The organism is Cytobacillus sp. Bva_UNVM-123 (assembly GCF_046351715.2).
In the GTDB taxonomy this organism is placed as follows: domain Bacteria; phylum Bacillota; class Bacilli; order Bacillales; family Cytobacillaceae; genus Cytobacillus.
Map to the genome: position 1 here is coordinate 891,220 of NZ_CM177772.1, position 25,312 is coordinate 916,531.

22 protein-coding genes and 1 pseudogene are annotated in these 25,312 nt (G+C 38.1%); 18 read left to right on the forward strand and 5 right to left on the reverse strand.

Annotation, left to right across the window (positions count from 1 at the left end; all coding sequences use genetic code 11):
- The first annotated feature begins 117 nt into the window (after positions 1-117).
- The 12 genes and pseudogenes from KDN24_RS04425 (at position 118) to KDN24_RS04480 (ending at position 14,831) form a co-directional block, all read left to right on the forward strand.
- Positions 118-513, forward strand: coding sequence for a hypothetical protein (locus tag KDN24_RS04425; protein ID WP_409970906.1), 396 nt, complete (start codon positions 118-120; stop codon positions 511-513).
- Between the two features lie 59 nt (positions 514-572).
- Positions 573-740, forward strand: a complete 168-nt coding sequence (locus KDN24_RS04430) for a hypothetical protein (protein WP_409970907.1) — start codon at positions 573-575, stop codon at positions 738-740.
- A 285-nt stretch (positions 741-1,025) separates the two neighbouring features.
- Positions 1,026-2,168, forward strand: a pseudogene (locus tag KDN24_RS04435) (McrB family protein); the annotation flags it as partial.
- Positions 2,169-2,354: 186 nt separating this feature from the next.
- Positions 2,355-2,756, forward strand: coding sequence for a DUF8727 domain-containing protein (locus tag KDN24_RS04440; protein WP_491348465.1), 402 nt, complete (start codon positions 2,355-2,357; stop codon positions 2,754-2,756).
- Positions 2,728-5,190 carry a DUF2357 domain-containing protein gene (locus tag KDN24_RS04445; protein ID WP_409970908.1) on the forward strand — a complete coding sequence of 821 codons (2,463 nt, stop codon included), beginning with the start codon at positions 2,728-2,730 and terminating at the stop codon, positions 5,188-5,190. Before KDN24_RS04440 ends, KDN24_RS04445 begins: the two co-directional genes overlap by 29 nt.
- 243 nt (positions 5,191-5,433) lie before the next feature.
- Positions 5,434-5,838, forward strand: a complete 405-nt coding sequence (locus KDN24_RS04450) for a GNAT family N-acetyltransferase (RefSeq protein ID WP_409970909.1) — start codon at positions 5,434-5,436, stop codon at positions 5,836-5,838.
- Positions 5,839-6,017: 179 nt separating this feature from the next.
- Positions 6,018-6,998 carry an RpnC/YadD family protein gene (locus KDN24_RS04455; RefSeq protein WP_409970910.1) on the forward strand — a complete coding sequence of 327 codons (981 nt, stop codon included), beginning with the start codon at positions 6,018-6,020 and terminating at the stop codon, positions 6,996-6,998.
- A 179-nt stretch (positions 6,999-7,177) separates the two neighbouring features.
- Positions 7,178-7,939 (forward strand): Wadjet anti-phage system protein JetD domain-containing protein, encoded by a 762-nt coding sequence (locus KDN24_RS04460; protein WP_409970911.1) that lies wholly within the window; start codon positions 7,178-7,180, stop codon positions 7,937-7,939.
- A gap of 6 nt (positions 7,940-7,945) precedes the next feature.
- A complete protein-coding gene (locus KDN24_RS04465) occupies positions 7,946-8,209 on the forward strand; it encodes a hypothetical protein (RefSeq protein WP_409970912.1) in 264 nt (87 codons plus the stop codon).
- Complete coding sequence (locus KDN24_RS04470; protein WP_409970913.1) at positions 8,182-9,696, forward strand: replicative DNA helicase; 1,515 nt, start codon at positions 8,182-8,184, stop codon at positions 9,694-9,696. Before KDN24_RS04465 ends, KDN24_RS04470 begins: the two co-directional genes overlap by 28 nt.
- Positions 9,683-10,423: a DUF6063 family protein gene (locus KDN24_RS04475; protein ID WP_409970914.1), complete on the forward strand. Its 741-nt coding sequence runs from the start codon at positions 9,683-9,685 to the stop codon at positions 10,421-10,423. Before KDN24_RS04470 ends, KDN24_RS04475 begins: the two co-directional genes overlap by 14 nt.
- Positions 10,410-14,831 carry a coiled-coil domain-containing protein gene (locus KDN24_RS04480; RefSeq protein WP_491348321.1) on the forward strand — a complete coding sequence of 1,474 codons (4,422 nt, stop codon included), beginning with the start codon at positions 10,410-10,412 and terminating at the stop codon, positions 14,829-14,831. Before KDN24_RS04475 ends, KDN24_RS04480 begins: the two co-directional genes overlap by 14 nt.
- A gap of 210 nt (positions 14,832-15,041) precedes the next feature.
- On the opposite strand, the gene KDN24_RS04485 is transcribed toward KDN24_RS04480, so the two are convergent.
- From KDN24_RS04485 to KDN24_RS04500, 4 genes are all read right to left on the reverse strand, one after another.
- Positions 15,042-15,608 (reverse strand): NADPH-dependent FMN reductase, encoded by a 567-nt coding sequence (locus KDN24_RS04485; protein WP_409970955.1) that lies wholly within the window; start codon positions 15,606-15,608, stop codon positions 15,042-15,044.
- A 172-nt stretch (positions 15,609-15,780) separates the two neighbouring features.
- Complete coding sequence (locus KDN24_RS04490) at positions 15,781-16,836, reverse strand: LLM class flavin-dependent oxidoreductase (RefSeq protein WP_409970916.1); 1,056 nt, start codon at positions 16,834-16,836, stop codon at positions 15,781-15,783.
- Between the two features lie 13 nt (positions 16,837-16,849).
- On the reverse strand, positions 16,850-17,791 hold the full coding sequence (locus tag KDN24_RS04495) for a ring-cleaving dioxygenase (protein WP_409970917.1): 942 nt from the start codon (positions 17,789-17,791) through the stop codon (positions 16,850-16,852).
- 54 nt (positions 17,792-17,845) lie between these two features.
- Entirely contained in the window at positions 17,846-18,286 is a 441-nt protein-coding gene (locus KDN24_RS04500) for a MarR family winged helix-turn-helix transcriptional regulator (protein WP_409970918.1), read from the reverse strand.
- A 243-nt stretch (positions 18,287-18,529) separates the two neighbouring features.
- Between KDN24_RS04500 and KDN24_RS04505 the strand changes: the two genes are divergently transcribed.
- From KDN24_RS04505 to KDN24_RS04525, 5 genes are read left to right on the forward strand one after another with little or no spacing between them, the layout of a single operon-like run.
- Complete coding sequence (locus tag KDN24_RS04505; protein WP_409970919.1) at positions 18,530-18,835, forward strand: PTS sugar transporter subunit IIB; 306 nt, start codon at positions 18,530-18,532, stop codon at positions 18,833-18,835.
- A 13-nt stretch (positions 18,836-18,848) separates the two neighbouring features.
- Positions 18,849-20,168, forward strand: coding sequence for a PTS cellobiose transporter subunit IIC (gene celB, locus KDN24_RS04510; protein ID WP_409970920.1), 1,320 nt, complete (start codon positions 18,849-18,851; stop codon positions 20,166-20,168).
- 36 nt (positions 20,169-20,204) lie between these two features.
- On the forward strand, positions 20,205-20,954 hold the full coding sequence (chbG, locus tag KDN24_RS04515; RefSeq protein WP_409970921.1) for a chitin disaccharide deacetylase: 750 nt from the start codon (positions 20,205-20,207) through the stop codon (positions 20,952-20,954).
- Positions 20,955-20,971: 17 nt separating this feature from the next.
- Complete coding sequence (locus KDN24_RS04520; RefSeq protein WP_409970922.1) at positions 20,972-21,289, forward strand: PTS sugar transporter subunit IIA; 318 nt, start codon at positions 20,972-20,974, stop codon at positions 21,287-21,289.
- A gap of 15 nt (positions 21,290-21,304) precedes the next feature.
- Positions 21,305-22,630, forward strand: coding sequence for a 6-phospho-beta-glucosidase (locus tag KDN24_RS04525; protein WP_409970923.1), 1,326 nt, complete (start codon positions 21,305-21,307; stop codon positions 22,628-22,630).
- 181 nt (positions 22,631-22,811) lie between these two features.
- Here the strand turns inward: KDN24_RS04525 and erm are convergent, their stop codons facing one another.
- Complete coding sequence (gene erm / locus KDN24_RS04530; RefSeq protein WP_409970924.1) at positions 22,812-23,675, reverse strand: 23S ribosomal RNA methyltransferase Erm; 864 nt, start codon at positions 23,673-23,675, stop codon at positions 22,812-22,814.
- Between the two features lie 884 nt (positions 23,676-24,559).
- On the opposite strand from erm, the gene KDN24_RS04535 reads away from it, so the two are divergent.
- Positions 24,560-25,297: an SAF domain-containing protein gene (locus KDN24_RS04535; RefSeq protein ID WP_409970925.1), complete on the forward strand. Its 738-nt coding sequence runs from the start codon at positions 24,560-24,562 to the stop codon at positions 25,295-25,297.
- Positions 25,298-25,312: the final 15 nt, after the last annotated feature.

Below are 25,312 nucleotides of genomic sequence, written 5' to 3' on the forward strand. Positions count from 1 at the left end.
TCAAAACACTGGGGTTCACGCAAAAGGTATAAATCAGTCCCAGCAAATTTCCTCACATATACATATGATTGAATCTTAAGATTTTTAATTAAGTAACTAAAAGGGTGATGATATGTTATGGGAATCATAAAACCAACTTGTAAGGTGCTCAGGCATGAAGCAACAATAGACATTGGACAACCAGCTGATTCATTTGTCTATTTCACGGATTTGACCGAAAATCACTATAAGGCACTGATCGACGTAAGCCTTGAAAGTCTGACCGGTGCACCTCTAAACGCACAACTTATCGTGACGCCACGAACCGGAAATCCCACCACTATCGATTTCACTGGGGCAGCTGCCATTCAAATAGAAGATGCTCGATCTGTAGCTTTAAGTTCTCCTATTGGATTTACAGGAGTTATTAAGATCATAAAAGACTTTTGTATTTGTTGTCCAAATTTTGGTGAGGTTCATAGACATGAAGATACTGTTTCCTTTAGAGATCAAAATTCCTTTTTACGGATTTGACTGAAAACCATTATAAGGCAATGGTAGTCGCCAAAGGTAGACAAGGGGGACAAGTCGTTGTGACACCACGAATGGGAAATACTCCGCCTATTCCAATCCCACCCCTTGGGCAAAGTGTCATTCAAATAGAAAATGCGCAAGCTTTATCAGTTACGACTGGTGCTACTCCTGAAGGAGCTCCAAATACTGTCCAGATCATAAAAGACTTCTGCATTAGCTGTCCCTAGGTAAGTTAGTTTTACTCTCCTAACGATTAAGTGAAAAATACAAGATAAAGGTTGATTTGTACTAAAAGTCGAAGAGGAAGTATATTTATAGGGAATTAATATGATGGCTGTAGCACAAAGAAACGAGCGGAGAGCCAGTATGTAATGCAGATTTAGCATATTTTACTGAAAATAAGTGTTATGTTAGAATTTAGTAAAATTGTACTATAAAAGTGACTGTCCCTTGATGATGTATAGTTGTTATACATAATTGGGGACAGATACACTATTCCTAAGGAGCATGTCATGAACAGTAATCTACGCATAAGCCTTCTAAAAGTAATGAGTGAATACCTAACTGCGAAAACAGAAAGCTTTGGCAGTCATCCACTTGGGGCATTTGTGAGAAGAGAGATTCCCAAAGAATTTACAACCCTCCCATTCATTGATGCAACAAAATATATTGTGACTGGATCTGTTGGGCAAGGAAATTGGGCTTCTGTTCCTTGGATCGCAATTATGAATCGAGTTATAACCGACTCTACACAAAGAGGGTACTACATTGTCTATCTTTTTAGCGAAGATATGAGTAGTGTATATTTGACTATTGCACAAGGCGTAACGGAAACGTCCAACAATGAAATGTTAAGGATTAAACTAGAAATCAGACAATCTATCCCAGATTCTAGTAATGTCCAAAAAGATGATAGTATCCTACTAGGAAAAAGCAAGAAAGCAAAGGATTATGCTTATTCTACGGCTATTTTTATAAAATATGATTTTGATAATATGCCAGATGAAAATATACTAGTTTCTGATTTAAAAGAAATGATCGATATTTATGAACATTTTATTAGTCTCAAGGAAGGAAAATCAACAATGAATTATGAGGAAGCTAATAGCAATGAAAGTATGGTCATTGAGCAGAAACCTATATACATAGCATACAAAGATCTCATCACCCATATTCACACCTACATAACTACTAAAGGATTCCTCTACACCAAAGATGAAATTACAAATCTCTTTCTATCGCTTAAAACAAAGCCCTTCGTCATCTTATCTGGGATTTCAGGTACAGGTAAAACGAAAATGGTTCAATGGTTTGCGGAAAGTGTGGGGGCAAATGAAGACAATGGCCAGTTTACAATGATTCCGATCCGTCCTGATTGGAACGATGGAAGCGATCTATTAGGCTACAAAGATATTAAAGGTGAATTTATTGAAGGGCCATTAACGAAGGTTATTAAGAAGGCAAATGAGCATTCTGATAAGCCTTACTTTGTTTTATTGGACGAAATGAATTTGGCCCGAGTGGAGTATTATTTTAGTGATATTTTGAGTGTGATGGAAAGTCGGAAATGGAAGGATGGGGAAATCGCTTCCTTGAGTTTACTCACAGAAGAAACAGCGGGATTTGATCTTAAGCTGCCAAATAATCTTTATATCATTGGAACCGTTAACATGGATGAAACGTCTCATCCTTTTAGTAAAAAAGTGTTGGATAGGGCTAATACGATTGAACTCAATGATGTTGATTTAGGGAATTTTACTTTTTTAAATGAACGTGAAACGTTAGAACATAGGAAGATTCCTCATGAAAGATTTGCATCAAACTATTTGTATATAAAAGATATGTTTCCAAAGCACAAAGAAGTTGTAGAAAAGGCGACGGGTGCGTTATTAAAACTTAATGAGGCTCTTCAAAAGATGCATGCACATGTTGGTTATCGTGTTCGTGATGAGATTTGCTTTTACCTTGCTTATAACGAAGAAGCTGAGCTTTTTACATTTAATGAGGCGTTTGATTATTGTGTATTGCAAAAAGTTTTACCTCGAATTGCTGGAAGTGATACGCGTGTTGAAAAAATGCTTCAGGAGCTTTATACGATTTTTACAAATAAGGCATATGAAGATGGGCAAGTCGACGTTGTAACTGACTTAACAAGCGCGAAGTATCCACGAAGTGCTGCAAAAGTTGCTGAGATGCTAAGGAGGTTTGAGGAAGATGGCTTCACTTCCTTCTGGGTCTCGTGAGGATGTAGAACTCGTACTGATTGAAACTGAACAATGCTCACTCGTAATCAAGGGGAAGCCCTATCATGAAAGATATGAAGGATTGAAGCAGTACCGAACGATGGATTTTAACGATTTGATGAACTTCGATGTTCGTGGTGAAGGAATTCTTGAACAGAAGGTATTAGATATAAATGAAGGGAAGCTAGTTACTTCTGATAAAGTACGGCCTACCTTTTTTGAAAATGGAATCTATCAGGTTATTGTTGTTCCTAAAGTGGAAGGAGAATTTTCTTTCTACCATGAGCATCCGATATTGAGACAAGCTGTTACACCAGTAAAGATAGGAAAGCAAAAGTTATTGATGGGAAATCTCCAATTTCAGAATGAAGTGGGGTATACCACTTTTGAAATTCGTTTAGAGAAGCAAACGATGCTTGAAGTGACCTTAGAAATTTTCCCAACGAAGCTTGATTATAAAGAGGACTATAAGAAGCTACTAGAAGAAGTAAATGATGAGATATATAATTTAGCCTTTCATTTCATTAGAAAAACATACTTAGGAGCTAGCTTGAAGTCTAGAGCAAATCCTTCGAAAGCGGAATTCTATCGGTTAATAAGCAAGCATTTCCTGCAATTCACACAGGCATTGCAACGAATCGAGCAACAACCCCATCGACAGCTTCAAACGACTCACGAAAAAGTGCGAGGGGATCAACTCAGCAAGCTTGATTATACAAGTCGTAGTTATTTACGAAAGAGAGCAAATTTGTTTGTCGAAGTGAAAAATGGAATCAAATTAGGCCAAAAACAAGTTATGCCAATAGAAGGTCTCAGAATTAAAAAAGAGGTCACAAGCGATACCCTTGAAAATCGTTATGTAAAATGGATGATCGAAAGGTTGATTTACAAATTAACCGATTTGCTAGATTCGATTCAAAAAGAAAGTAAGAGATGGAAGGATAGTTCTGATTCTGAAATCATTGGCCAAATTGAGAATATGAAAAAGCAACTAAAAGGCAAATTAAAGCAAACTTTTTGGAAATCGATTGGTCCGTTAAAACGCTCTGTTATGAGTTTGGTCCTACAAATGGCTCCAGGCTACCGAGATGCTTTCCAAATATATTTAACAGTCTCGAAAGGATTAATGCTTCAAGGAAAGTTTTATCAAATGTCTGTTAAAGATGTAGCAACTTTATATGAATATTGGACATTCCTTAAACTAGGACAAATTCTAGGCCGTAAATATAAAATGATTAGCCAAGATGTGATTAAAGTGAATCGGGAAGGACTGTATGTAAATCTTGAGGCAAACCAATCGGCTAGTCGTATTTTTCAACACCCAGTAACCGATGAAAAAATTATCCTCGCCTATCAGAAGAGAGAAAGGAATCTCCCAACTGTTAATCAAATACCGGATACGGTGTTAAGCATAGAGAAGAAAGGAAGGAATTATGCTTTCAACTACATTTTCGATGCGAAGTACCGGATTGATTACGCTCAAAATGGAGGCTATTATCATTCACGTTATGATAAGCCAGGTCCGATGGAGGACGATATTAATACGATGCATCGCTACCGAGATTCAATCGTAGCAGCTAATCAAGGTCCTTATGAACGAACTGCTTTCGGAGCTTATGTTCTTTTTCCATGGACTTATGAAAAGTTATATCAAGAGCATCATTTTTACAAAAGTATTAATGAAGTCAATATTGGAGGACTGCCTTTTCTTCCTAATGCAACGACGATGGTGGAACGATTTGTCGAAAGATTAATAGAAAAGAGTCCTGAAGAAATCCAGCGAGAAGGCATTCTACCAAGGGGAACACTAGAAGAATGGCAATCTAGCCTAGATGAAAAAGTATTAGTTGGACTTGTTTCAAGTGAGGAAGAATATGTTCGTTTTATCCAAGAAGGCTATTATGAAATTAGTAATTCTAGCTTGAAAAAAGGCTGGCAGGAGGCAAAATATGTAGCTCTATATGTGAAGTGCGGTGTTTTAAAGGAGAATGGTGTTATAGTTTATGGAAAAATCAAGGATTTAATGTGGATAAATGAAATAGTCCAATTTGAAGTTGAGCATTGGAAAAATCTTCAGACCGTTATCAAACCAGTAAACTATGGAATTGCTAGTTATATAATGACAACAATTACTAATCTTAACGAAGCAAAAGAGCTTCCTGAGCTATTCTTGAAATCTAAGGATGAACTGACCCTTTGGAAAATGCTTAGAAGGGTTTCAGATCGAATAAAGCTTGATTTAGATACTGTTAATATCGATGAGGCTGTGATGATAAAAGAATATCATATTAAAGGTATCAAAATAAATCTTGAACAGTCTAGGCAAGAGATGGTTTTTACCAATGGGAAAGAACAAAGTATTATCCCAGTGGAAAAATTGACGACAAATCCAACGTTTGTTTTTAAGATGTTAGTGGAGATGTTGACGAAATAGAGTGAATTATGAATTGTATCAGACACTAAGATTTAAGCATGCTGACCTGGTATCTTTTAAGGAAATTTAGCGAGCAATCTTACGCGTAATTCGCAAAAAGATGTAGTTCTTGAGAAGGAATTTTTCAAACTTAAGTAGAATTACTATTAGGCAGTCCTAAAAAATGCTTGGAGGTCATCTTTTGTTACTTTACAATTGATTCATATCATCTTTCTAAAAGTTAATATAAATTAGGAGAAGATGATGATATACAAAAACGCACTTGATGGTATTACTTCTGATATGTTAAAAGGATTTTTCGTGGATTGGCCTAATCCACCTAGTCCAGAAACACATTTGAAGCTGTTAAAAAACAGCAGCAAAGTGGTTATTGCGTTAGATGAGGCTACGAATCAAGTTATTGGATTTATTACAGCCATTAGTGATGGTGTTCTTTCTGCCTATATTCCACTTCTTGAGGTTTTACCAGAATACAAAAATAAAGGAATAGGCAAGGAATTAGTCAATCGGATGCTCAAGGAACTTGATAGCTTCTATATGATTGATTTATGCTGTGACGACGACTTAGTTCCTTATTATGATAAGTTCGGAATGATGAAGACGAATGGAATGATCTATAGGAACTATAAAATGCAAGCTGGAAACTAATAATGTGAAGCTAAGAGCGCTTGGGGGTTTTTTTGCCCAGGCGTTTTTGTGCTTTTGGTGGCCATTCATTCGGTTAGAAGCAACCGTTGAATATTAGAAAAGTTGTACAAATAAATACGAATAAATGTTCTATCTATGGTATAATCATGTATAACAAACCAAAAGGATGTGGTAAACTAATGGTAATTAATTTCGTATTGGAACAGCCTCCTGAGTATGGGTCAGTTGTTGATTATGATGGACTTTGGAAGAAGTTAATTTACGAATTGTTTGAGGAATTTGTCTTATTCTTTGCTAGCGATTTGTATGAGGATGTTGATTTTTTAAAGGAGTCAGAATTTTTGCAGCAGGAGCTTTTTCAAGAAATTATTCAGGAAAAGAAGGGAAGACAAGTAGCCGATCAAATTGTAAAGGTTTGTTTAAAAAATAGTGAGGAGAAATGGGTTCTCATTCATATTGAGGTACAAGGAAGCCGAGACCCGGACTTTTCAAAGCGGATGTTTCGTTATTATTACAAGATTTTTGATAAGTATAATCATGATATTGTTGCCATTGCCCTTTTAACCGATGACTCTAAACATTTTCGTCCCAGTCAATATCAATCCTCTTCCTACGGAACGAGCCTAGTATATAACTTTAATATGTATAAATTTAGCGATCATGATGAGGAAGAATTACTGAATTCCAACAATCCATTTGCCATCGCCGTCTTAGCCGCAAACTATGCCAACGAAGCCAAGCATGATGATTTGAAACGCTACCGATTTAAAAGTAAGCTTATGCGCCTGCTCTTAAAAAGAAGCGATTATCCCCGAGAACAACAACGTATTCATATTTCTACACTTATATACTTCATTGATTACCTATTGCAAATTCCAAAAGAACTAACTGAAAAGCTAAGAGAAGAGTTTATTTTAACAAAGGAGGACATCGATATGTTGTACATTGATAGGAAAAATCCACCGCCTACTTGGGGTGAAGTGAAGAGAATGGAGAGAAAAGAAGGAATTGTAGAAGGAATAGAAAAAGGCATCAAGAAAGGTAATGAAGAAGCAAGGAAAGAAGTTGCCAAAAAGATGTTAAAAGAGGGCTATTCCATTGAAATTATTGCGAAGTTGACGGAATTACCTGTAGAAGACATTCAAAATCTTAAGGAATAATAACTAGCATGGACCGCAAAACTCAATAAAAACCTCCAAACCATGATTTGGAGGTTTTTATAAGAAAAAAATCCCTCCCACCTTCCCCAAAACATTCTAAATCTTCCCTACTGAATTCCCCCACCCACTCTAGTACAATAGTAGTATCAAAAGTAAGAAGAAATGTAGGTGAAATTTCAATGGATACGATAAAAAGCATGCTTGCTGCCTTCAAGAAAAAAACAATTGCGCTCGCTGAACTTGAGCACATGTTGAAACCTTTTATTCATACATACGAAGAATTTGCTAACATGATTCTCACATTGGAAAATGAAGAAATTTTAACGATGGTGAAAGCGAAAGGACGGACAAACCGCACACCTTCTTTAGCCTTTCAGTATCGGATTAATAAAAGCGAGCTCGCTAGTGATTATCACAAGGAATTGCAGCGTTATCGAACGATCTTACATCCTGGTATCAATCTTGATGATTACTATTGTGACGACCTAGCCATTTGGGCGGAACACTTACCTTTCTTGTTAAAAATAGACGAATATGTGAAACAAAATGGATTTCCGAAGGACGAAGTACCAGCACCTGAACGCAGCTTTGAGCTAGTTGGCGATGAGAAATGGATAATAGAAAAGGGTGGAAAGGCCATTCTCGAGAAAACGGGGCTCTTTTCAGCATTTCATATTATTCCCGTTTCGGAACCCCTCATGTTTGCGATTAATCCCTTAAACATAAAGGAAGAACAACAATATCATCTCATTGTCGAGAACAAGACGACCTATCAAGGTTTACTTCCTGCCTTAAAAGAAACACATTTTTCCACCTTAATTTACGGTTGTGGAAAGGCTGTCATTAAGAGCATCGAGCAGTTTCCCATGCAATATCCAGTCTTAGCCAACCATCAGTTCTTTTATTTCGGTGATTTAGATAAAGAAGGGATTTCTATCTAGGCCTCATTGAATGAAAGAGAGGCTGCTCATCTTGCTCTACCGTTTTATTTAGCATTTTTAGAAAATGTTCCAGCAATCGGTAAAGAATATCAGCAGGAAAGAACTGCCGCAATTGAACAATTTCTCTGTTTCTTCTCATTCAAACAGCAGGAGCAAATTAGCAATCTGCTTGAGAAAGGAAAATATTATCCACAAGAAACGCTAAAATCAAAAGAATTACAGCAAATATGGAGGGAATCGGATTGGACAAGCATGACTTTAAAGATATAACGAACGGCTACCGTGAACGAATGCGACGCCTTGCCCTTTTCGATCCCTTATATGAATTGGATAGGAAAAGAGAACACGATCTTGTCGAAACGGTCATTGATATGAAGGGACTCGGCCTCCTTTCTTTGCTTTTCTTTTTCGAACAAAAGCTAATCAGACAATATAAGACGGGAGCCAAGCAACTTGCAACCTTTTTAAAACAGCTAACAGAAGGACAATACAGGCTAGATGAGGCAAATGTTGAAAAAATCGCCCGAACGATTATTCAAACGTTTCGGCCAACAACAGGGAAGAAACGAAGCTATTCTTTTTTCAATTGGGAAACGAATCAAGTTGAAATCATAGAGTACTCGATTTTAAAAGCAAATAATTTCGATATGAAAACAAACACACAATACTATACCTTGGATGAGGACGGCCTCGAACTAGTCTTTGCAACGAAAGAATTCTACAGTGAATTCCAGCTTTCGATTAATCAATTAATGTTAAGAAAACAACTCGATAAAGGAGAGTTCAAAGGTGCTTTAAGACAAATCAATGAAATGCGCATCGATGTCGAAAGCTTAGAAGAAAGAATCATGAAGCTTAAATATGAGATTCAACGGAGTATCGTTTCCGAGGAGACGTTTGAACGGTATAAGCAGCTTCTTGAAGATATTAATGGGCGGCTAACGAGAGAGGATGAGGAATTTAAAGAGCTTCGGCAGTTTGTGAAAGAAACACGGGAACGCCTTTATTCGAAAGATGTTCATAAAAAAGAAAAAAAGACATATGATCTGATTCTTTCAATAACACGAGAGCTAGAATCGGTTCACTATGACCATTCCCGTCTCTTAGAGCAAACATTTGCCTTAAAGAATACGACATTATTGACTGCACAGGAGTCACTCTACTATACAGGGATACAAGCATTTAACTTTGATCAGGATCTCGTTTCCAAGATTATCTCCATACCTCTGCCTCTTGAGGCGATGATCGGCGTACTTCATCCATTTTTCAAAGTTGAGGAAAATCTATTATGGTCTCCTTTAACAGTATTAGCAGTGCAAAATATAACGGAAGAGCGGGAAGAAAGAATAGAAAATAGTTTTGTCGAAGTGGAGAAGGAGCATCAAGATAATCCATATCGATTAGCACTAATAAAAAAGTACAAAGCATTGATGCAGTTATTTTTACAAGCATATGAGCTTAATAGAGGGAATACGCTCTCTCAATTTATCGATTATCTTGATGAAATGGGAGAAGCAAGCATATATGAGCAAAGATATTTCTATGAATTTTGGCTTGTTCTTCACCAACGTACTCCGATTGTGAATGGGGAAGTGAACGAGGAAGAAGGGAAAACGTTACTTGGTGAGGCATTCTCACTGCTAAGGAGTCGCACGTTAATTGTTCAAGAAGGTATCGGAGTCTTAAAATGCAATAAGCGTTTTTCGATGCAAGAGCTCATGATGAAGCTAGAGGGGGAAGAGGATGAATTACGCTGAACAAACGGTCATAAAGGCTTTTCAAATCTATACGACATTGGCTCGTGACGGGGTAGCTGATAAGGATGCTGTCCAGCAGTACCGAGCTGATGATGAAATCCGCGGACTACTCGATGCCTTTAGTCGCGAGGTCGATTGTGTCATTGTCGGTACGAGTGAACAGCTCTTTCTCATACCGGAGACGAGACTTTCTCAGTTTCATGTGAGCAATGATTGGATTAAACGAAATTATTTACGTTCAGGATCAACAAATGGAGATATTTATTTGCTTTATTTTTCGACCATTATCTTATTTGCTAGCTTTTATGATACATATCAAAGTGAGGAGCCGACAAGGCAGTTTTTGCGGATGGAGGAATGGGTGCGTTCTATCCAAGAGCGGATTGATCAATTAAAGACGCATGAGGAAGAAGAACTAAAACAATTAGAAAAAGAGTTCTCCTATAACTGGAGTTTAATTATTGAAAAATGGGAAGACATGGATGATATAAAGGAAACAGCGAAAAAGCAAAGTGGAAACACGATTAGCCGTTTTAGTTTCATGGATATGGTAAAACGATTTCTTGCTGCTCAAGAATTAATTCAAGATATTGGAAATGATGAGGTTGCACTAACGGAAAAAGCAAAAACGATCATTCAACGGTATTTTATGGAAGTCGAATATAATAAAGGCATTTTTGAGTTCATATTTGGCTTTGAGAGGAGGAATGACGATGCCGGCCATTAGTAAAGTACGGTTAACAAATGTCGTATATGAAGAGGGAAACAAGCGCTACAATGATGAAGTGTTTTTATTTGATGGGCATAATGGTGCGATTTTATTAGAAAACGGCGGAGGAAAAACGGTATTAATCCAAACTGCTTTGCAAGCGATTTTGCCGCATACCGATCTCGCCGATCGGAAAATCAAAACGACGCTTATACTAGAAAATGCGCCTGCCCATATTGCTATTGAATGGATTACAAATGATTCCCCGCGTCGTTATGTGGTCACAGCCGTTTCACTTTTTACGACGAAGCAGGGTCTAGATTCCTTACGCTATGTGTACGAATATGATGCGAATGATGCAAATGGTATTGAGGGCATTCCGTTTGTCCGGGAAGGAAAGGAAGGAAAACGGACGGCTGAACGAGGGGAAATGGTAGATTACTATGGGCAAATGCGAGATAAAACGTTTAGTGCTCAGACGTTTCCAACGATGAAGGAATACAAGGCTTATCTTGAAGAACAATATCATATTATTTCAAGTGAATGGGAAAGCATTGCGAAGATTAATAGCTCAGAGGGCGGAGTTGAAGTATTTTTCGATGAATGTAAAAGCACAAATCAACTGTTTGATAGACTATTAATTCCGACCGTCGAGAGCTCCATCGTTGGTCATGATACTGAGATGTTCGTGAATATGTTTGAACAACAGCATGAAAGCTTTAAGAATTATAAACGGCTCAAAGATACGATTGAAGAAAATAAGCAGATTAGCCAACAGCTTGAGGATTATGCAGGCACTTACGAGAAGCTCCATAAGCTCGAAGAGGAATACGAAAAGACAAAGCAGCGGGCAAAGGGAGCATGGAACGAAACGATTAGCGAGAAACAGAAGTTTATGGAAGAACAAATGGCGACCATTGAAAAGCATAAGGAATGGGAATCAAGCTCAAATGCCTATCATGTTAAAGCTGCTTCCTATGAAATTTTTGCGGATGACATACTGTTTAAGCATTTAGAAGCTGATTATTTAGAAGGTTTAGCTGAACTAACTGAGCATGAGGAAATGTTGAAAACATATAGCAAGGACTATTATTCTTTAAAGTTAGCGGAATTAAGGCTAGTACATAAAGAGCAAACTGATACATTGAGTCAAGTAGAAGAAGAATTGGATAAAATTGCGCAAACGGATGACGCTGTAGATTATGAAAATCAGTTAGAAGAATCGAAGCAAGCACTGTTAGGTTGGTTTTTGTCCAAAATGGAGGGGCTAGAAAAGGACAGGCATGGGCTAAGGTTTCAATTAAATCCGATTCTACATGAGATTCAGCAAGCTGAGAATAGCAACAAGGCATTGGCAGAGGAAGAAAAAACGCTGCGTGAAGTGCTTTCGAAATCTGTTAGTGTGATTGATACAAGAACAAAGGATATAGAAAGGCTGAAACAGCAATTACTCGCTAATCCTGATCAAGAACAGGTGAAAGAAGAATGGAATAAGTGGCAAGTACGGACACTGTTTCTTGATGAAGAAATTATACGCTTACAGCAGGAGTTAAAGAGGTTCACGCTTGAGGAGCAAGAAGCAGAAGGACGACGAGACGAGCTTCACAACGCTCAATCGAAAACGGTAATAGAGATGAATAAAACCGTTAATGAGCTTTCGAATAAGGAAAACGCGGAGAAGCTTTTAATTGAAAAACTAGCCACACTACGTCCGCAATGGCTGAAGCTAGAAAACATTCACTTATCACAAGACTCGGTTGAGAAAAGACTCATTGAGACGATTGATAACTTTGTGAAGGAAAAGAATAAGCTACTACATCGTGAACGTGTTGCGTATCGCTTTGAAGATGATTATGGAGAACAAGCTACCTTCTTCAGTGATCCTTTTCTTGCAAAACAGGTAGCCTCATGGAAAAACCAAGTTGATTTTCTTGCTACCGGTGTCGAATATGTTCAAATGCTCGAAAATAGCGAAAAGGAAAAATGGCTACAGTATCCATTATGGCCGATCACCTTAGTCACAACGAATAAAGCAAAGATGAAGGTGATCGAGAAGCTGAAGCATGTATGTGATCAGCTACAATTCCCTATTCAAGTTATTTCGACAGAAGAAGCTCTATCCATTCATAAAGAAGCTTCGTCAACGTCAAATCAGTGGATTTCTCCAAGACATTGGCACAACAATATGGATTCCCTTTCATTCGCTGAGTGGAAGGAACAAATTGGAGCATATGCGAAAGAAATGACCTTATTAAGGGAGCAAAAGGAAAAAGAAACGAAGCAATGGGAAGCGGTCTTACATGCCTTTGATCAATTTTTGACTACTTTTCCATATGAGCAAATAACAGTTCTTCAAGAAAAACATACACAATTGAAAAATCAACTTGCTGAACTAAAAGCAGCTGAACAAAAAGAAAAGGATTTAATAGAAGAATTTCGTCTAAAAAAGCTACGCAATCAGCAAACTTCAGAACAATACCGTGATGAAAAACAAGGATTAGATGGAAAAATAGAAAAAGGTATACAGTACTTCCAAATAGAAAAAGAAATAGAAGAAGAACAGAAAAAGGCAAATGAAGTGAGTGAGCGGCTTCAGGTAATAACGAGAGAGCTTACAGCATTAAAACGGCAATTAAAAAATCTAACAGAAGAGCGAAATCAGCTTCAGGAACGTGAAAATAACATAATTGCTCAATTGAGCGTAATGAAGCAAGACGAGGAATACAAATCACTAAACGGATTGACGCCCATTTTTACAAATGAGAGCAGTAAAAGCATCAAAGATAAAATCCTTACGACAGAAATGAAGCTTCATAAAATTAATATCGCACAAGGTGTATGGATTACCAAATGGGATGCAGCGACAGAAATGATTAAGCAGTTGAATTCCCAAATGAATGAACTGCAGAAAGAGCATAGCTACATTGATGAGGCGAGAGACTTTCCTGGCGATGGAAAACAACTGTTACAAACAATATGGAAACAAATAACGACCGCAAAAGAAAAAATTGATAAATTAACTACTGCTGTGAAAGAAAAGAGTACGAAGCAGGATAAACAAAGAGGTAAATGTGAAACAAAGATCGAGCAATTTAAACGTAATTTTCCAAATACGGAAATCGTCCTCTTTAACGATTCGCTAGAAGAGATTCAAATTGAACTAACAACAGAAAAAGAAAGCTTAGCACAGAGAAAGGATTACATTACTCAGGAGTTAAGAAGAATTGAGAAAGAACTGAAAGCAGTAGAACAAGCAAAGCTTGGTTTGGATCTTTTCGTAGAAGCACATCACTTCAATGCACCTTATGTCGTTCCACTTTCTGTACATCTAGAGGAAAAACTAGCCTTTACCTACAACCGGAAAGCTTTTGTCGAATCGATTACAGATGAGCTAAAGAGAAATAAGACACTCGTTGAAAAAGAACGAGTCAAAGTTGAGCGGGCGAAAAGGAAATTTCGAGATTTTTGTCTCAATCACATTACCGATATGAAGCTACAGCAAATGGCTATTAATGGCGTTGAGCATAAGCAGCAATATGAAGATATTCTTGATTTTAAGAAAAATATGCTATTGCGCATTGAGAAAATAACAAACTATGCAAATGAATATATTCGAAAAAGTGATGAAGACTTGCAGCTTTTCATCAACCAAATTCATTCACATCTAATGAATCTAGTCGAAGAGCTCAAGCAAATTCCGAAAAAAACAAAAGTGAAGGTGCTAGATGATTGGAAGCAAATCTTTTCGTTTACAATTCCAGAATGGGATGAAGAAGTTGGCAAGATGAGAATTCGGGATTATATTGAGTGGATTTTACAGCAATTAGAGTCCGAGCGTTTTATGAATGAACACGGAGTGCAGGATAACAGCAAAGCTCGAAAAGAACTCGAAATGTGGCTCCATTCGAAGCAGCTCCTGCGATGGGTAATGAATAATGAAGTGATGAAAGTGAGTTGTCGAAAAGTAACGAATGATAATAAAGTGACAACCCGTTCTTACTCTTGGGAGCAAAGCAACGTCTGGTCCGGCGGTGAGAAGTGGAGCAAAAACATGACCCTCTTCCTAGGAATTCTAAAGTTTGTTGCCGAGAAAAAGAAGCACTCCCCGTCCAATATGAAGCGTCACCGTTCGGTCATCCTTGATAATCCATTTGGAAAGGCGTCGAGTGGTCATGTGCTTAGTCCAGTATTCTTTGTCGCCGAGCAATTAGGCTTTCAAATCATTGCCTTAACGGCCCATGCAGAAGGGAAGTTTCTCCAAGATTACTTCCCAGTCATCTATAGCTGCCGTCTAAGAGCATCAGCAGATCCGAGCAAGAAAGTGATGACAAAAGAAAAATGGCTCCACCATGCCTACTTCCAAGACCATGAACCGAAAATACTTGACCGGTTAGGAGAGATTGAGCAACTTGCATTATTTGAGTAGAGACATGAGTTAGTATATTTGTTCCAATAAAATAGCTAAATATCGATTACACCAACATTTTGAGCGGAAAGTCTTCAGTATAATAGAAGGAATCTTCTAATTTAATTAGAATTACTATAGTGAGAAGTTCTAAACGCTTGAAGCAACTTATATTGAAGAAACAAGGGAAGGCGCAGCTCAGTCCCCTTGTTTCTTCTTATTAATTATTAGTTAAAACCCATACTCCTCATCCTTCCTCGCCCGAATACTTGCAAAAGTCTCAACCAGAATAACAGTATCTTCTACAAGACGCTCCAAACGGAAGATGATATCATCATTAACGATTTCCTTTCGTAAGAAATCTTTTTCTTCAATGAAGACATAGGTTGGGACAATATGTGCTTTCATATACGATAAAATGGGTTTTAATTGCTGTTCCACCATTAAATAATGTTTCGCTGTACCAGCGGTGACAATTGTGCTGACGACCTTATCACGGAATGCATTAACGGGTAAAAGGTCAAAGATGTTTTTTAATGTAGCGGGAATGGAGGCTTGGAAAACGGGCGTCCCGATTATAAGCGCGTCAGCAGACATGATCATTTCCGTTACATATTTCGTATCACCCTCATATTCAAAGTAATTGCGGCCATCGCTGAATGCCAAGTCGTAATCAGCAAGGTCAATTAAGGTAATATCATGGTCAGGATAACGACGCTTTGCAGCTTCCACTGTATAATTGAGTGCTGTGCGTGTTTTAGATCCGACTTTTGAGCATGAAAGGGCAACAATTTTCATCGATCTCACTCCTTCTATATGAATGTATTCGCCTTGGACTGGGCGAAACCGAGTTAACGTAATGAATGGAACCTATTTGTGTCAATTAATCATGTCAAAATGATAGTGGGTCCGAAAAACATGTCGTAACTGGTACAAGGAACCTTTCCCCATGTCCCTCCCCATGTCACTCTTATTTCGCAGTATGCTTTTTAATAACTGGCAAAATCTCAGTTGCAATTAATTCGATATTTTTCATAATTTGTTTAAATGGGACTCCTCCAAAGTCAATTTGTGCCATGAAGCGTTGTTGACCATATAATTCATGTTGATAGAGCATTTTTTCAATAATTTGCTGTGGGCTGCCGACCATTAGTGCATCACGGTAGTCTAAGCTTTGAGCAAATTGCTGTTTCGGATAGCCGCCTCCTCGAAGTGAAAGAAAGCCTGTATTAATATGTGGATAATATTCACGGAGGGCGTCCTGTGAATTTTCCGCTGTATAAAATAAACTTGTTGTTGCGATTGGCAATGTCTTAGGGTCAAAGCCATTTTGTGCCGCTGTTTCGCGATAGGCATCGACTGAGATTTTGAAATTCATAGCAGGTCCGCCAAGTGTCGTTAGCATCATGGGAATGCCGGCATTGCCTGCCTTGATTGCACTTGCTGGTGGACCGCCAACTGCACGCCAAATGGGTAATGAACCATTTTTCGGCTGTGGATATATTTCCGCTTTTTTCAATGGAGGGCGGAATTGGCCTTCCCAAGTAATACGTTCCTCGTTGTTTAGCTTCACTAATAATTCAAGTTTCTCTTCAAAAAGTTCTTCATAATCATTTACATCATAGCCCAATAGATCATAAGCCCCAATACGTGAACCGCGTCCAGCGACAATTTCTGCTCGTCCATGTGAGATTAAATCAATAGTGGCGAAATCCTCATATACACGAACAGGGTCTGAAACACTCAAAACGGTTGCGGAGCTAGCGATTTTAATATTTTTTGTAGCCTGTGCGATCGCACCAAGAATGACGGTGTGCCCTTGTGAGACAAAAAAGCGTTGATGGCTTTCGCCAACCCCAAATACATCGATTCCCGCTTCGTCTGCTAATTTGCTTGCCTCAATCAACTCATGAATACGCTCCTCAGCACTAATTCGTTTTCCTGTTAATGGATTTAATATATGATCGCCGAGTGAGTATAAGCCAAATTCAAGTCCTTTTTTCGGATCAATTCGATAGTTTTCCATTACTTTCAGCTCCTTAATCTAATGGTTCGAGCACAGCTTCAATTTCAGCTCGCTTTCCTTCTAAAAATGGTGGAAGACTGAGGTGTTGACCTAATTCTTCAAGTGAAGAGTCAGAAGTAAATCCAGGTCCATCTGTTGCGAGTTCAAATAGAATGCCGTTGCCGTCTCGGAAATAAAGGCTTTGGAAGTAGTAGCGATCGATAACTCCGGATGAATGCAAGCCTCGATTTCGAACTTTTTCCTCCCATTCATGAAGCTCCTCTACATTATTTACACGTAATGCTAAGTGGTGGATGCTGCCACGACCTGGTTTCTCACTTGGCCCCTCTAGCTGCTTGATGACAACTTCTCCAAAAGGTTGCTCCTTTACAGACTGAAGAAGTGCTTCATCCCCTGTCTTTGATATAACCGCAAAATCAAATAACTCTGTTAACATATTGACCGTGCGATTGAGGTAACGAACAGTTATTTCGATCGTACCCATTCCAAGTATTCGATGATTCTCCTCAACAGATGAATCTAGCCATGCTTGCCAAGCGGGTGGTGTTTCGGCATGGTTATGATTTAGCAGCACAAGTCTTAGTCCTTCATAATCCTCGAAGAAGAGTGCGTCACGCCCAGCATAGGTTGTGATTTCACTATGCTGCACATTTAATGAAGCAAAGCGATTTTTCCAGTACATTAAACTTTCATATGAGGGAACTAATAGACCAATTTGTGTGATTGCATTTGTTCCTCGAACGGTACGTCCTGCAACTGGCATTTCAAAGAATGTAAGCTCTGTGCCGGCACTGCCTGTTAAATCTCCATAAAATAAGTGATACATGGATGGGGCATCTTGATTTACCGTCTTTTTCACACGGCGTAAACCAAGAACTTGTTGATAAAACTCATTATTTTGTTTTCCGTTTTTCGTTAACATTGAAATATGGTGATGTCCTTTAATTAGGCTCATATGATTCTCTCCTTTTTTGATTAACTTGACTAATCAAGTGATAGGGTAAAAAAATTAGTCTTTTATTTTTTTCAAGTGACTATGTTTATGAACACGCGTGATTAATGAATACAAAGTTTTTAATTCCTCATCAGATAAAACTTCATTGAAAAAGGAAGATTGAAAGGCGAGCTGCTCTGGCAACGCTTCGTCAATAACAGAATGTCCCTTCCTTGTTAACTTTATTGTTTTTGTCTTCCAATCTTGCTCGCGCTCAATAAGACCTTCTTTTTCAAGGCGGGCCAGCATCCGAGAAATTCCCCCCTGTGTGACGGTCACTTTTTCGGCAAGCTCTGTTTGTGTTAAAGGTTCATATGTTTTTACTTGAACGAGCACATCAAATTGTGCTGTCGTTAAATCAAACTGTTTTAAAAAGTCATTTGACAGCTGATTACTTTGATTAGTGAAGCGCATAAGACGCAACCAGATGAGTGAGCCAATAGTATTGTTACGCAACTTACAATCCCTCCTTTGTTTAAAAGCTTACTATCACTTTACTACGCAATTGATAATAACGCAAGTAAAATATCTTGAATTAAATATATTCAACAAAAATGATTTCAGGCAATTAAAATGGGATAAAAATTTGTAAGTATTTTTTCCTGTGGGTAGAAAAAGATTTGTACTATGATAACGCTTTCAAACATAAAGTGAACTAATCTATATTTAGTTCACTTTATGTTTGAAAGGGGAATGGGAATGAATATTTTACTATGCTGTGCAGCGGGGATGTCTACAAGTCTACTAGTAACAAAAATGGAAAAGAGTGCTGCTGACCAAGGGTTAGATGTGACGATTTGGGCGGTTCCCGGGGATGCTGTCAGACATCATATTGATAAGGCAGATGTCCTCCTCGTTGGACCGCAAGTAAGGTATATGCTTCCACAATTGAAAAAGTTAGGAGGTGAGAAAGGGATACCAGTAGATGTCATAAATACGGTTCATTATGGAATGTGCAATGGGGCAGAGGTGTTGAAATTTGCAAGACAGCTAGTCACTAAATAGGAGAGTGATAGGGATGAGCAAATTTAATCATGTTTTGGAAAACAAGGTGATGCCAGTTGCAGCTCGAATTGCTGGACAACGACACTTACAAGCGCTGCGTGACGGACTTATTTTAACGATGCCTTTAATTATTGTTGGATCGATATTTTTAATATTAGGGTTCCTCCCGATTCCAGGATATGCGGAATTTATGGCAAGGACGTTTGGGGAAGCTTGGCTCACAAAGCTATTATATCCTGTTGGGGCGACATTTGATATTATGGCGCTTATCGCTGGATTCGGTATTGCCTATCGCCTAGCTGAAAAGTATGGAGTTGATGCGTTATCGGCTGGCGCCATTTCGGTTGCGGCCTTTCTACTAGCAACTCCATATCAAGTTTCATTTTTAGCAGAGGGGGCTACAGAAGAAGTACTCGTTGGGGGAGCGATTCCAGCTGCACTAATGGGGAGTAAAGGCTTGTTCGTTGCAATGATTATTGCGATGCTGTCTACTGAAATTTATCGATATATTATTCAGAAGAAAATTGTTATCAGAATGCCTGAAGGAGTTCCACCAGCAGTTAGTAGGTCCTTTGTTGCCTTAATACCAGGTGCTATTGTCATCACCGTTATTTGGCTTTTGCGCTTGCTTGTGGAGCAGACAGACTTTGAAAGCTTGCATAATATCGTAGCAATTATTTTAGGGAAACCACTCGGCGCTCTTGGCGGAAGTCTTATTGGAAGTTTAGTAGCTGTATTTCTCATTCAATTACTCTGGTCATGTGGATTGCATGGGGCTTCAATAGTTGGAGGGGTAATGGGCCCAATTTGGTTAGCATCAATGGATGCGAATAGAATTGCCTTTCAAGGCGGTGCTGAGGAACTGCCGAACATTTTCACACAACAGTTTTTCGATATTTTCATCTATATCGGCGGCTCAGGAGCGACATTAGCATTAGTTATTACCATGCTATTATTTGCTCGAAGTCAACAAATGAAGCAATTAGGCCGCTTAGCAGTAGGTCCTGGCCTATTTAATATTAATGAACCCATTACATTTGGGATGCCAATTGTTATGAACCCACTCTTGATTGTTCCGTTCATATTAGCTCCGCTCGCAATTACCGTCATCACTTATATTGCGATGTCAACAGGCTTTGTTGCAAGACCTTCAGGAATTGCAGTTCCATGGACAATGCCGCCAATTATCGGAGGCTACTTAGCTGCAGGCAGCAAGTTTTCTGGTGCTATTTTACAATTTGTCAACTTCATTGTTGCTTTTCTGATTTATTATCCATTTTTTAGAATGTGGGATAAACAGAAATTAGCTGAAGAGCAAGGAGCTGCTAAATAAAGAACTTCTAATGATGAAAAAGAACAGGAGGCTATAATGTCGAAACTAGTAATCAATGCAGATGATTTTGGCTATTCAAAAGGAGTTAATTTAGGCATTATCGAGGCATTTCAAAATGGAGTCGTTTCTTCAGCAACGATGATGACGAATATGCCTGGAGCGGAGCATGCGGCTGCATTAGCTCTAGAAAATCCAAAACTAGGAGTTGGAATTCATCTTGTTTTAGATTGTGGAGTACCCGTCAATGGTAATGTCCCCTCTCTAGTTGATGAGGAGGGCAGATTTCATAAAGCAGAAACCTTACTTCATACAGCGAAGCTTTCAGAGGTTGAGAAAGAGTTCATTAGTCAAATTGAAAAATTCCATTCATTTGGATTAGTTCCAACTCACCTTGATAGTCATCATCATATTCATGGACACGATAAAATATATCCAGTTGTTGAGAAGATTGCTGCGCTTTATCATCTACCAATCCGTAAAGTTTCGGCTGATCCGAATCATTCTAGCAACCGTCTTTTACAAACTGTGCAATTCTTTTCTCATAAATTTTATGGGGACGATTTATCTATTTCACTTTTCTTAGATTTACTAGAAGAGTTTGCTGGCTATGAAACAGTTGAATTGATGTGCCACCCTGCTTTCATTGATGAGCCTTTACTTGCAGGAAGCTCATATGCTCTCCAGCGTGTAAGAGAATTGTCTATTTTAACAGATCCATCTATTCGTGAAGCAATTGCAGCTAAAAAGATGAAACTCGTTACGTATAAAGAAGCGGTCAATGTTTAATTTGAGGGAGGGATAAGATGGAAAATCTGGAGCAAATAATCTTTCACATGATTCTTCATGGAGGGAATGGGAGAAGCTCGGCAATGGAAGCAATCGCTGCGGCAAGGGAAGCTAATTTTGTAAAGGCAAAAGAAAAATTGCAGGAATCTGCAGAGGCTATCGTGGAGGCACATAAAGTTCAAACTGCTCTTATTCAGGCTGAATTACAAGAAGAAAAAGCGATGATTTCTTTATTAATGGTTCATGCTCAAGACCATTTAATGAACGCGATGACGATTAAAGACTTAGCTGCTGAATTTGTTCATTTATATGAAATCGTTCAAGCAGAAAAGTAATGGGAGGTAAATGATTTGGCGAAAGGACTTAAGGTTGCCACCATTGGAGGAGGTTCAAGCTATACCCCTGAATTAATCGAAGGTTTTATTAAAAGATATCATGAATTTCCTCTAAGTGAGTTATGGCTTGTTGATATTGAGGAAGGGAAGGAAAAGCTTGAAATTGTCGGAAACCTCGCGAAACGAATGGTTCAAAAAGCAGGGCTTCCCATTAATGTGCATTTAACATTAGACCGTAGGGCAGCTTTGAAGGAAGCCGATTTTGTGACAACTCAATTTCGTGTTGGCTTGCTGGAAGCTCGTGCAAAAGATGAAAGAATTCCGTTAAAATATGGGGTTCTTGGTCAAGAAACGAATGGTCCCGGTGGGTTATTTAAAGGGTTGCGTACGATTCCAGTCATATTGGATATTTGCGAAGAGATGGAAGAATTATGTCCTGAGGCATGGCTAATCAACTTTACAAACCCAGCTGGCATGGTGACAGAAGCAGTCCTTCGCTATTCGAATATTGATAAAGTGGTTGGGCTGTGTAATGTTCCTATCGGTATGGAAATGGGAATTGCGAAGCTGCTGAATGTTGAACATTCGCGAATTCGAATCGACTTTGCCGGTTTAAACCATATGGTATATGGACTGGATGTATTTGTAGATGGAGTAAGTGTCAAAGATAAAGTGATGAATCTATTAACAGATCCGAAGCATACAGGCTTTGTCAAAAATATCCCAGGGTATGGATGGGAACCAGAATTTCTTCAGGCACTCGATGTCCTTCCATGCCCATATCATATGTATTATTACAAAACAAAAACGATGGTGGATAAAGATATTGAAAATGCAGAGAAGGAAGGCACACGTGCTGAAGTCGTTCAACGATTGGAAAAAGAATTATTTGAGCTGTATAAGGATGAAAATCTTGCCATTAAACCTCCACAGCTAGAAAAGCGCGGAGGCGCCTATTATTCTGATGCTGCTGTTCGACTCATTACTTCTATATATAATGATAAGGGCGATATTCAACCTGTTAATACGATGAATCGAGGGGCGATTGCAAGTATTCCTTATGAATCAGCAGTTGAAGTGAGTTGTATGATTACAAAAGATGGTCCTAGACCGATAACGGTGGGTGCTCTACCTGTTCCTGTTCGGGGGCTCGTCCAGCAAATTAAATCATTTGAACGGATTGCGGCTGAGGCAGCAGTAACAGGCGATTATAATACGGCATTACTCGCTTTAACCATTAATCCACTCACTCCGTCTGACAAAATTGCCAAAGCAATTCTTGACGAAATGCTGGAGGCGCATAAGGAGCATTTACCGAAGTTTTTCACGGTGCTCAATTGAATATAGATATAAAATATACGATAGAAGAATAGAATACAAGGGGCTGTCCGAAAACAAAGAGCCTGGCACCTCTAACACAATATATAGATAAAAAGTAGTTAAATCTACTCTATATTTTGTGTTGTGAGGAGAGAGCCAGGCACTTATCGGAAAGCCCCTTGTGTATTAATCACTTATAATCTCAAAACCGTTTTCGTTTTTTATTTGGCAATTTCGGCCAATATGGATGTGGAACATATTGAAGCATTGTTTTGAAAACAATTGCCCATTGCCTTTCATTAAGTGTTCCAATCGGGGTTTCAATACTTATCTTTAAGCTTCTTCGCAATTGCTTTAATTGCGGTGATGAAAATATCCCTCGTAAAGCTGCATTAATAGGAGCAGAAGCATTCCTGAATGCGTATTCTATCAGTCCAAGGAAAGCAAAGTAATCTTTGTTTGGAATAAACGGTTCCTTTCTTCTTACAATTTTAATCATCGCTGACTCTACTTTTGGCGGAGGAGAAAAATGCTCTTTTGCAATTCCTTTTACATAATAAATATCAAACCACATTCTCCAAACTAATATATATGGGTCCTTTATTGTTTTAGAGGTAAATCGTTTTGCTGCTCCTTTTTCCATGATGATGACTCCCCTTTGAAAGCGATTCGCTGGATTACTCAGAAGCATTTTCATAATGGGTGTCGTAATGGAATAGGGAATATTGGATACAACAATAAAATTCTCTTTGGGCAAATGGATTTTCATAATGTCTTGATGGATAATTTTCGTATTATGATTTTGTACTGTTTTTTCTCTGAGAATGTCAATAAACCTCGCATCATATTCCACTGCTAAAACTTTTCCAGCTTTTTTAGTTAATATGGTAGTTAAGGCGCCTTTGCCAGCACCTAATTCTAAAACCGTATCATTCATGCTTATATTTGCTTGTGCAACAATTTCATGAAGCAGTTTTTTATTATGCATTAAATGCTGTCCAGAAAAATTGGGAGGCTCACCACGACTTAATTTTTTGTTACTATACTTATGAATTTTCTTTGTCATCTTTATCATCCCTTCAAAATAAAAAAACACAGGCAATCTGCCTGTGATAGAGAGCAAAGGGAAAAAGCCCAACCATTTTATCATGATGGTTGAGTGAATAAAGATAGTTCACCAAATAAACCTCTCCTGAAAAAAGGAAAGTTAAAAAAGGGCATAAAAAAGAAAGGCAGCATGAGCCGCCTTTCTTCACTTTTATACTTTAATAATAAGATAGAATGAAGGTTTATTAAAAAAGGGCAGACTTATCCCGTTTACTCTGCACACAGACAGAGACTTTAAGCACTATTAAATTAGCGGCAAAAAGTACGAAAACGAAGTCTAATAAAATAAATCATCCCCATTTTTTAACAACCCTCCTTACGTTATTGAAACCCACTATTTATTGTACATATAATTCTAAAAAATGTCAAAAGACGGTTTTAAACGCCTTTCCAACTATGTAACCGCTTCAGCAATTTCCACCGTCCTTTAATAGAATTACCAATAGTCTTAGGAAGGTAGTTTTAGAAACATCTGCTCCAATTCAAACGAACTAAGCATCCTGCAAAAATCGACAAATATAAAAAATGGGTTTTTGTCCCAAAATGATAAAGATGTACTACAAAATTTAACATTTGTAATATTAGAAAGCTGAAAATAGCTATTTTATTTACAGTTGATTCAAAAAATGACTAATGGACCCCATTCATTTTAGTTCGTTACTCCTAATTAATATTTTGGCTTCGAGATAATTGCAGGAATTATATAACAGACATTTTTCGACATCGTTTTTGGGAGTATTTGACCAAATTGTGAACGGGTGGTAGAAAATAGATAAGCAACATAAATATTAGTGGATTTGTATAAAAAAACCATTTCATGTGATTTATGGGGGAATACATTGAATGTTGGAGTCAAAAAGGCGTGCATTTATATTTTTATCCATTTCATTACTATTAGCAATTATTGCAGGCTTATTCTTTCTACAGAAAATCAAAGAATTAAATAGCGAGTTAGGAGGAATGACGAAAATCTATGTGACCGCGACAGATATTCCATCACGAACATTGGTTCAGCCTAATCATGTCAAACAAGAAGAAATTCCAAACCGCTATGTTAATAGTTCTCATGTTACAAATGTGGATGATTTGATCGATATGGTATTGGTTGTACCGCTTGTTGAAGGAGATATTATCACTAAATCAATGCTTAAACCTGTCTCGAATACAATCGACGAGAACAATAGATTAGTTACTTTAATGCAATCTGATCGAATCCGATTTGACGAAGAATTAGAAGGATTAGATCGAATTGATATTATCATTTCCCATACATTTGATGGGAAACCAGTAACAGAAGTATTTATGAAGGATGTTTTAGTAGCAGGTGTTTTAAAAAGTGAGCAGCAGTTTACTGGAATTGCGGTAGAAATACAAGCAGACGCTGCACCTAAAATAATTCACATGCAAAATTATGCTGACTCTATGAGAATATTAAAAGCTAATGTGGGTAAAGCTGCTCGAGCTGCCGATGAGGAGGTAGAAGAAGTCGTTCAAGAAGAAGCGAATGAAATGACAGAGACATCTTCTCAAGAAGAAGCAGAGAAAAAAAATGAAAATGCAGAGAGTGAAAATGATAAATAGGTTGAACCGAATTTT

Bases quoted from the DNA above. Each gene is read 5' to 3' on its own strand.
- KDN24_RS04425 (WP_409970906.1), top strand. From the start codon at position 118: ATGGGAATCATAAAACCAACTTGTAAGGTGCTCAGGCATGAAGCAACA.
- KDN24_RS04440 (WP_491348465.1), top strand. From the start codon at position 2,355: ATGTTTCCAAAGCACAAAGAAGTTGTAGAAAAGGCGACGGGTGCGTTA.
- KDN24_RS04445 (WP_409970908.1), top strand. From the start codon at position 2,728: ATGGCTTCACTTCCTTCTGGGTCTCGTGAGGATGTAGAACTCGTACTG.
- KDN24_RS04450 (WP_409970909.1), top strand. From the start codon at position 5,434: ATGATATACAAAAACGCACTTGATGGTATTACTTCTGATATGTTAAAA.
- KDN24_RS04455 (WP_409970910.1), top strand. From the start codon at position 6,018: ATGGTAATTAATTTCGTATTGGAACAGCCTCCTGAGTATGGGTCAGTT.
- KDN24_RS04460 (WP_409970911.1), top strand. From the start codon at position 7,178: ATGGATACGATAAAAAGCATGCTTGCTGCCTTCAAGAAAAAAACAATT.
- KDN24_RS04475 (WP_409970914.1), top strand. From the start codon at position 9,683: ATGAATTACGCTGAACAAACGGTCATAAAGGCTTTTCAAATCTATACG.
- KDN24_RS04480 (WP_491348321.1), top strand. From the start codon at position 10,410: ATGCCGGCCATTAGTAAAGTACGGTTAACAAATGTCGTATATGAAGAG.
- KDN24_RS04485 (WP_409970955.1), bottom strand. From the start codon at position 15,608: ATGAAAATTGTTGCCCTTTCATGCTCAAAAGTCGGATCTAAAACACGC.
- KDN24_RS04490 (WP_409970916.1), bottom strand. From the start codon at position 16,836: ATGGAAAACTATCGAATTGATCCGAAAAAAGGACTTGAATTTGGCTTA.
- KDN24_RS04495 (WP_409970917.1), bottom strand. From the start codon at position 17,791: ATGAGCCTAATTAAAGGACATCACCATATTTCAATGTTAACGAAAAAC.
- KDN24_RS04505 (WP_409970919.1), top strand. From the start codon at position 18,530: ATGAATATTTTACTATGCTGTGCAGCGGGGATGTCTACAAGTCTACTA.
- celB (WP_409970920.1), top strand. From the start codon at position 18,849: ATGAGCAAATTTAATCATGTTTTGGAAAACAAGGTGATGCCAGTTGCA.
- chbG (WP_409970921.1), top strand. From the start codon at position 20,205: ATGTCGAAACTAGTAATCAATGCAGATGATTTTGGCTATTCAAAAGGA.
- KDN24_RS04520 (WP_409970922.1), top strand. From the start codon at position 20,972: ATGGAAAATCTGGAGCAAATAATCTTTCACATGATTCTTCATGGAGGG.
- erm (WP_409970924.1), bottom strand. From the start codon at position 23,675: ATGACAAAGAAAATTCATAAGTATAGTAACAAAAAATTAAGTCGTGGT.
- KDN24_RS04535 (WP_409970925.1), top strand. From the start codon at position 24,560: ATGTTGGAGTCAAAAAGGCGTGCATTTATATTTTTATCCATTTCATTA.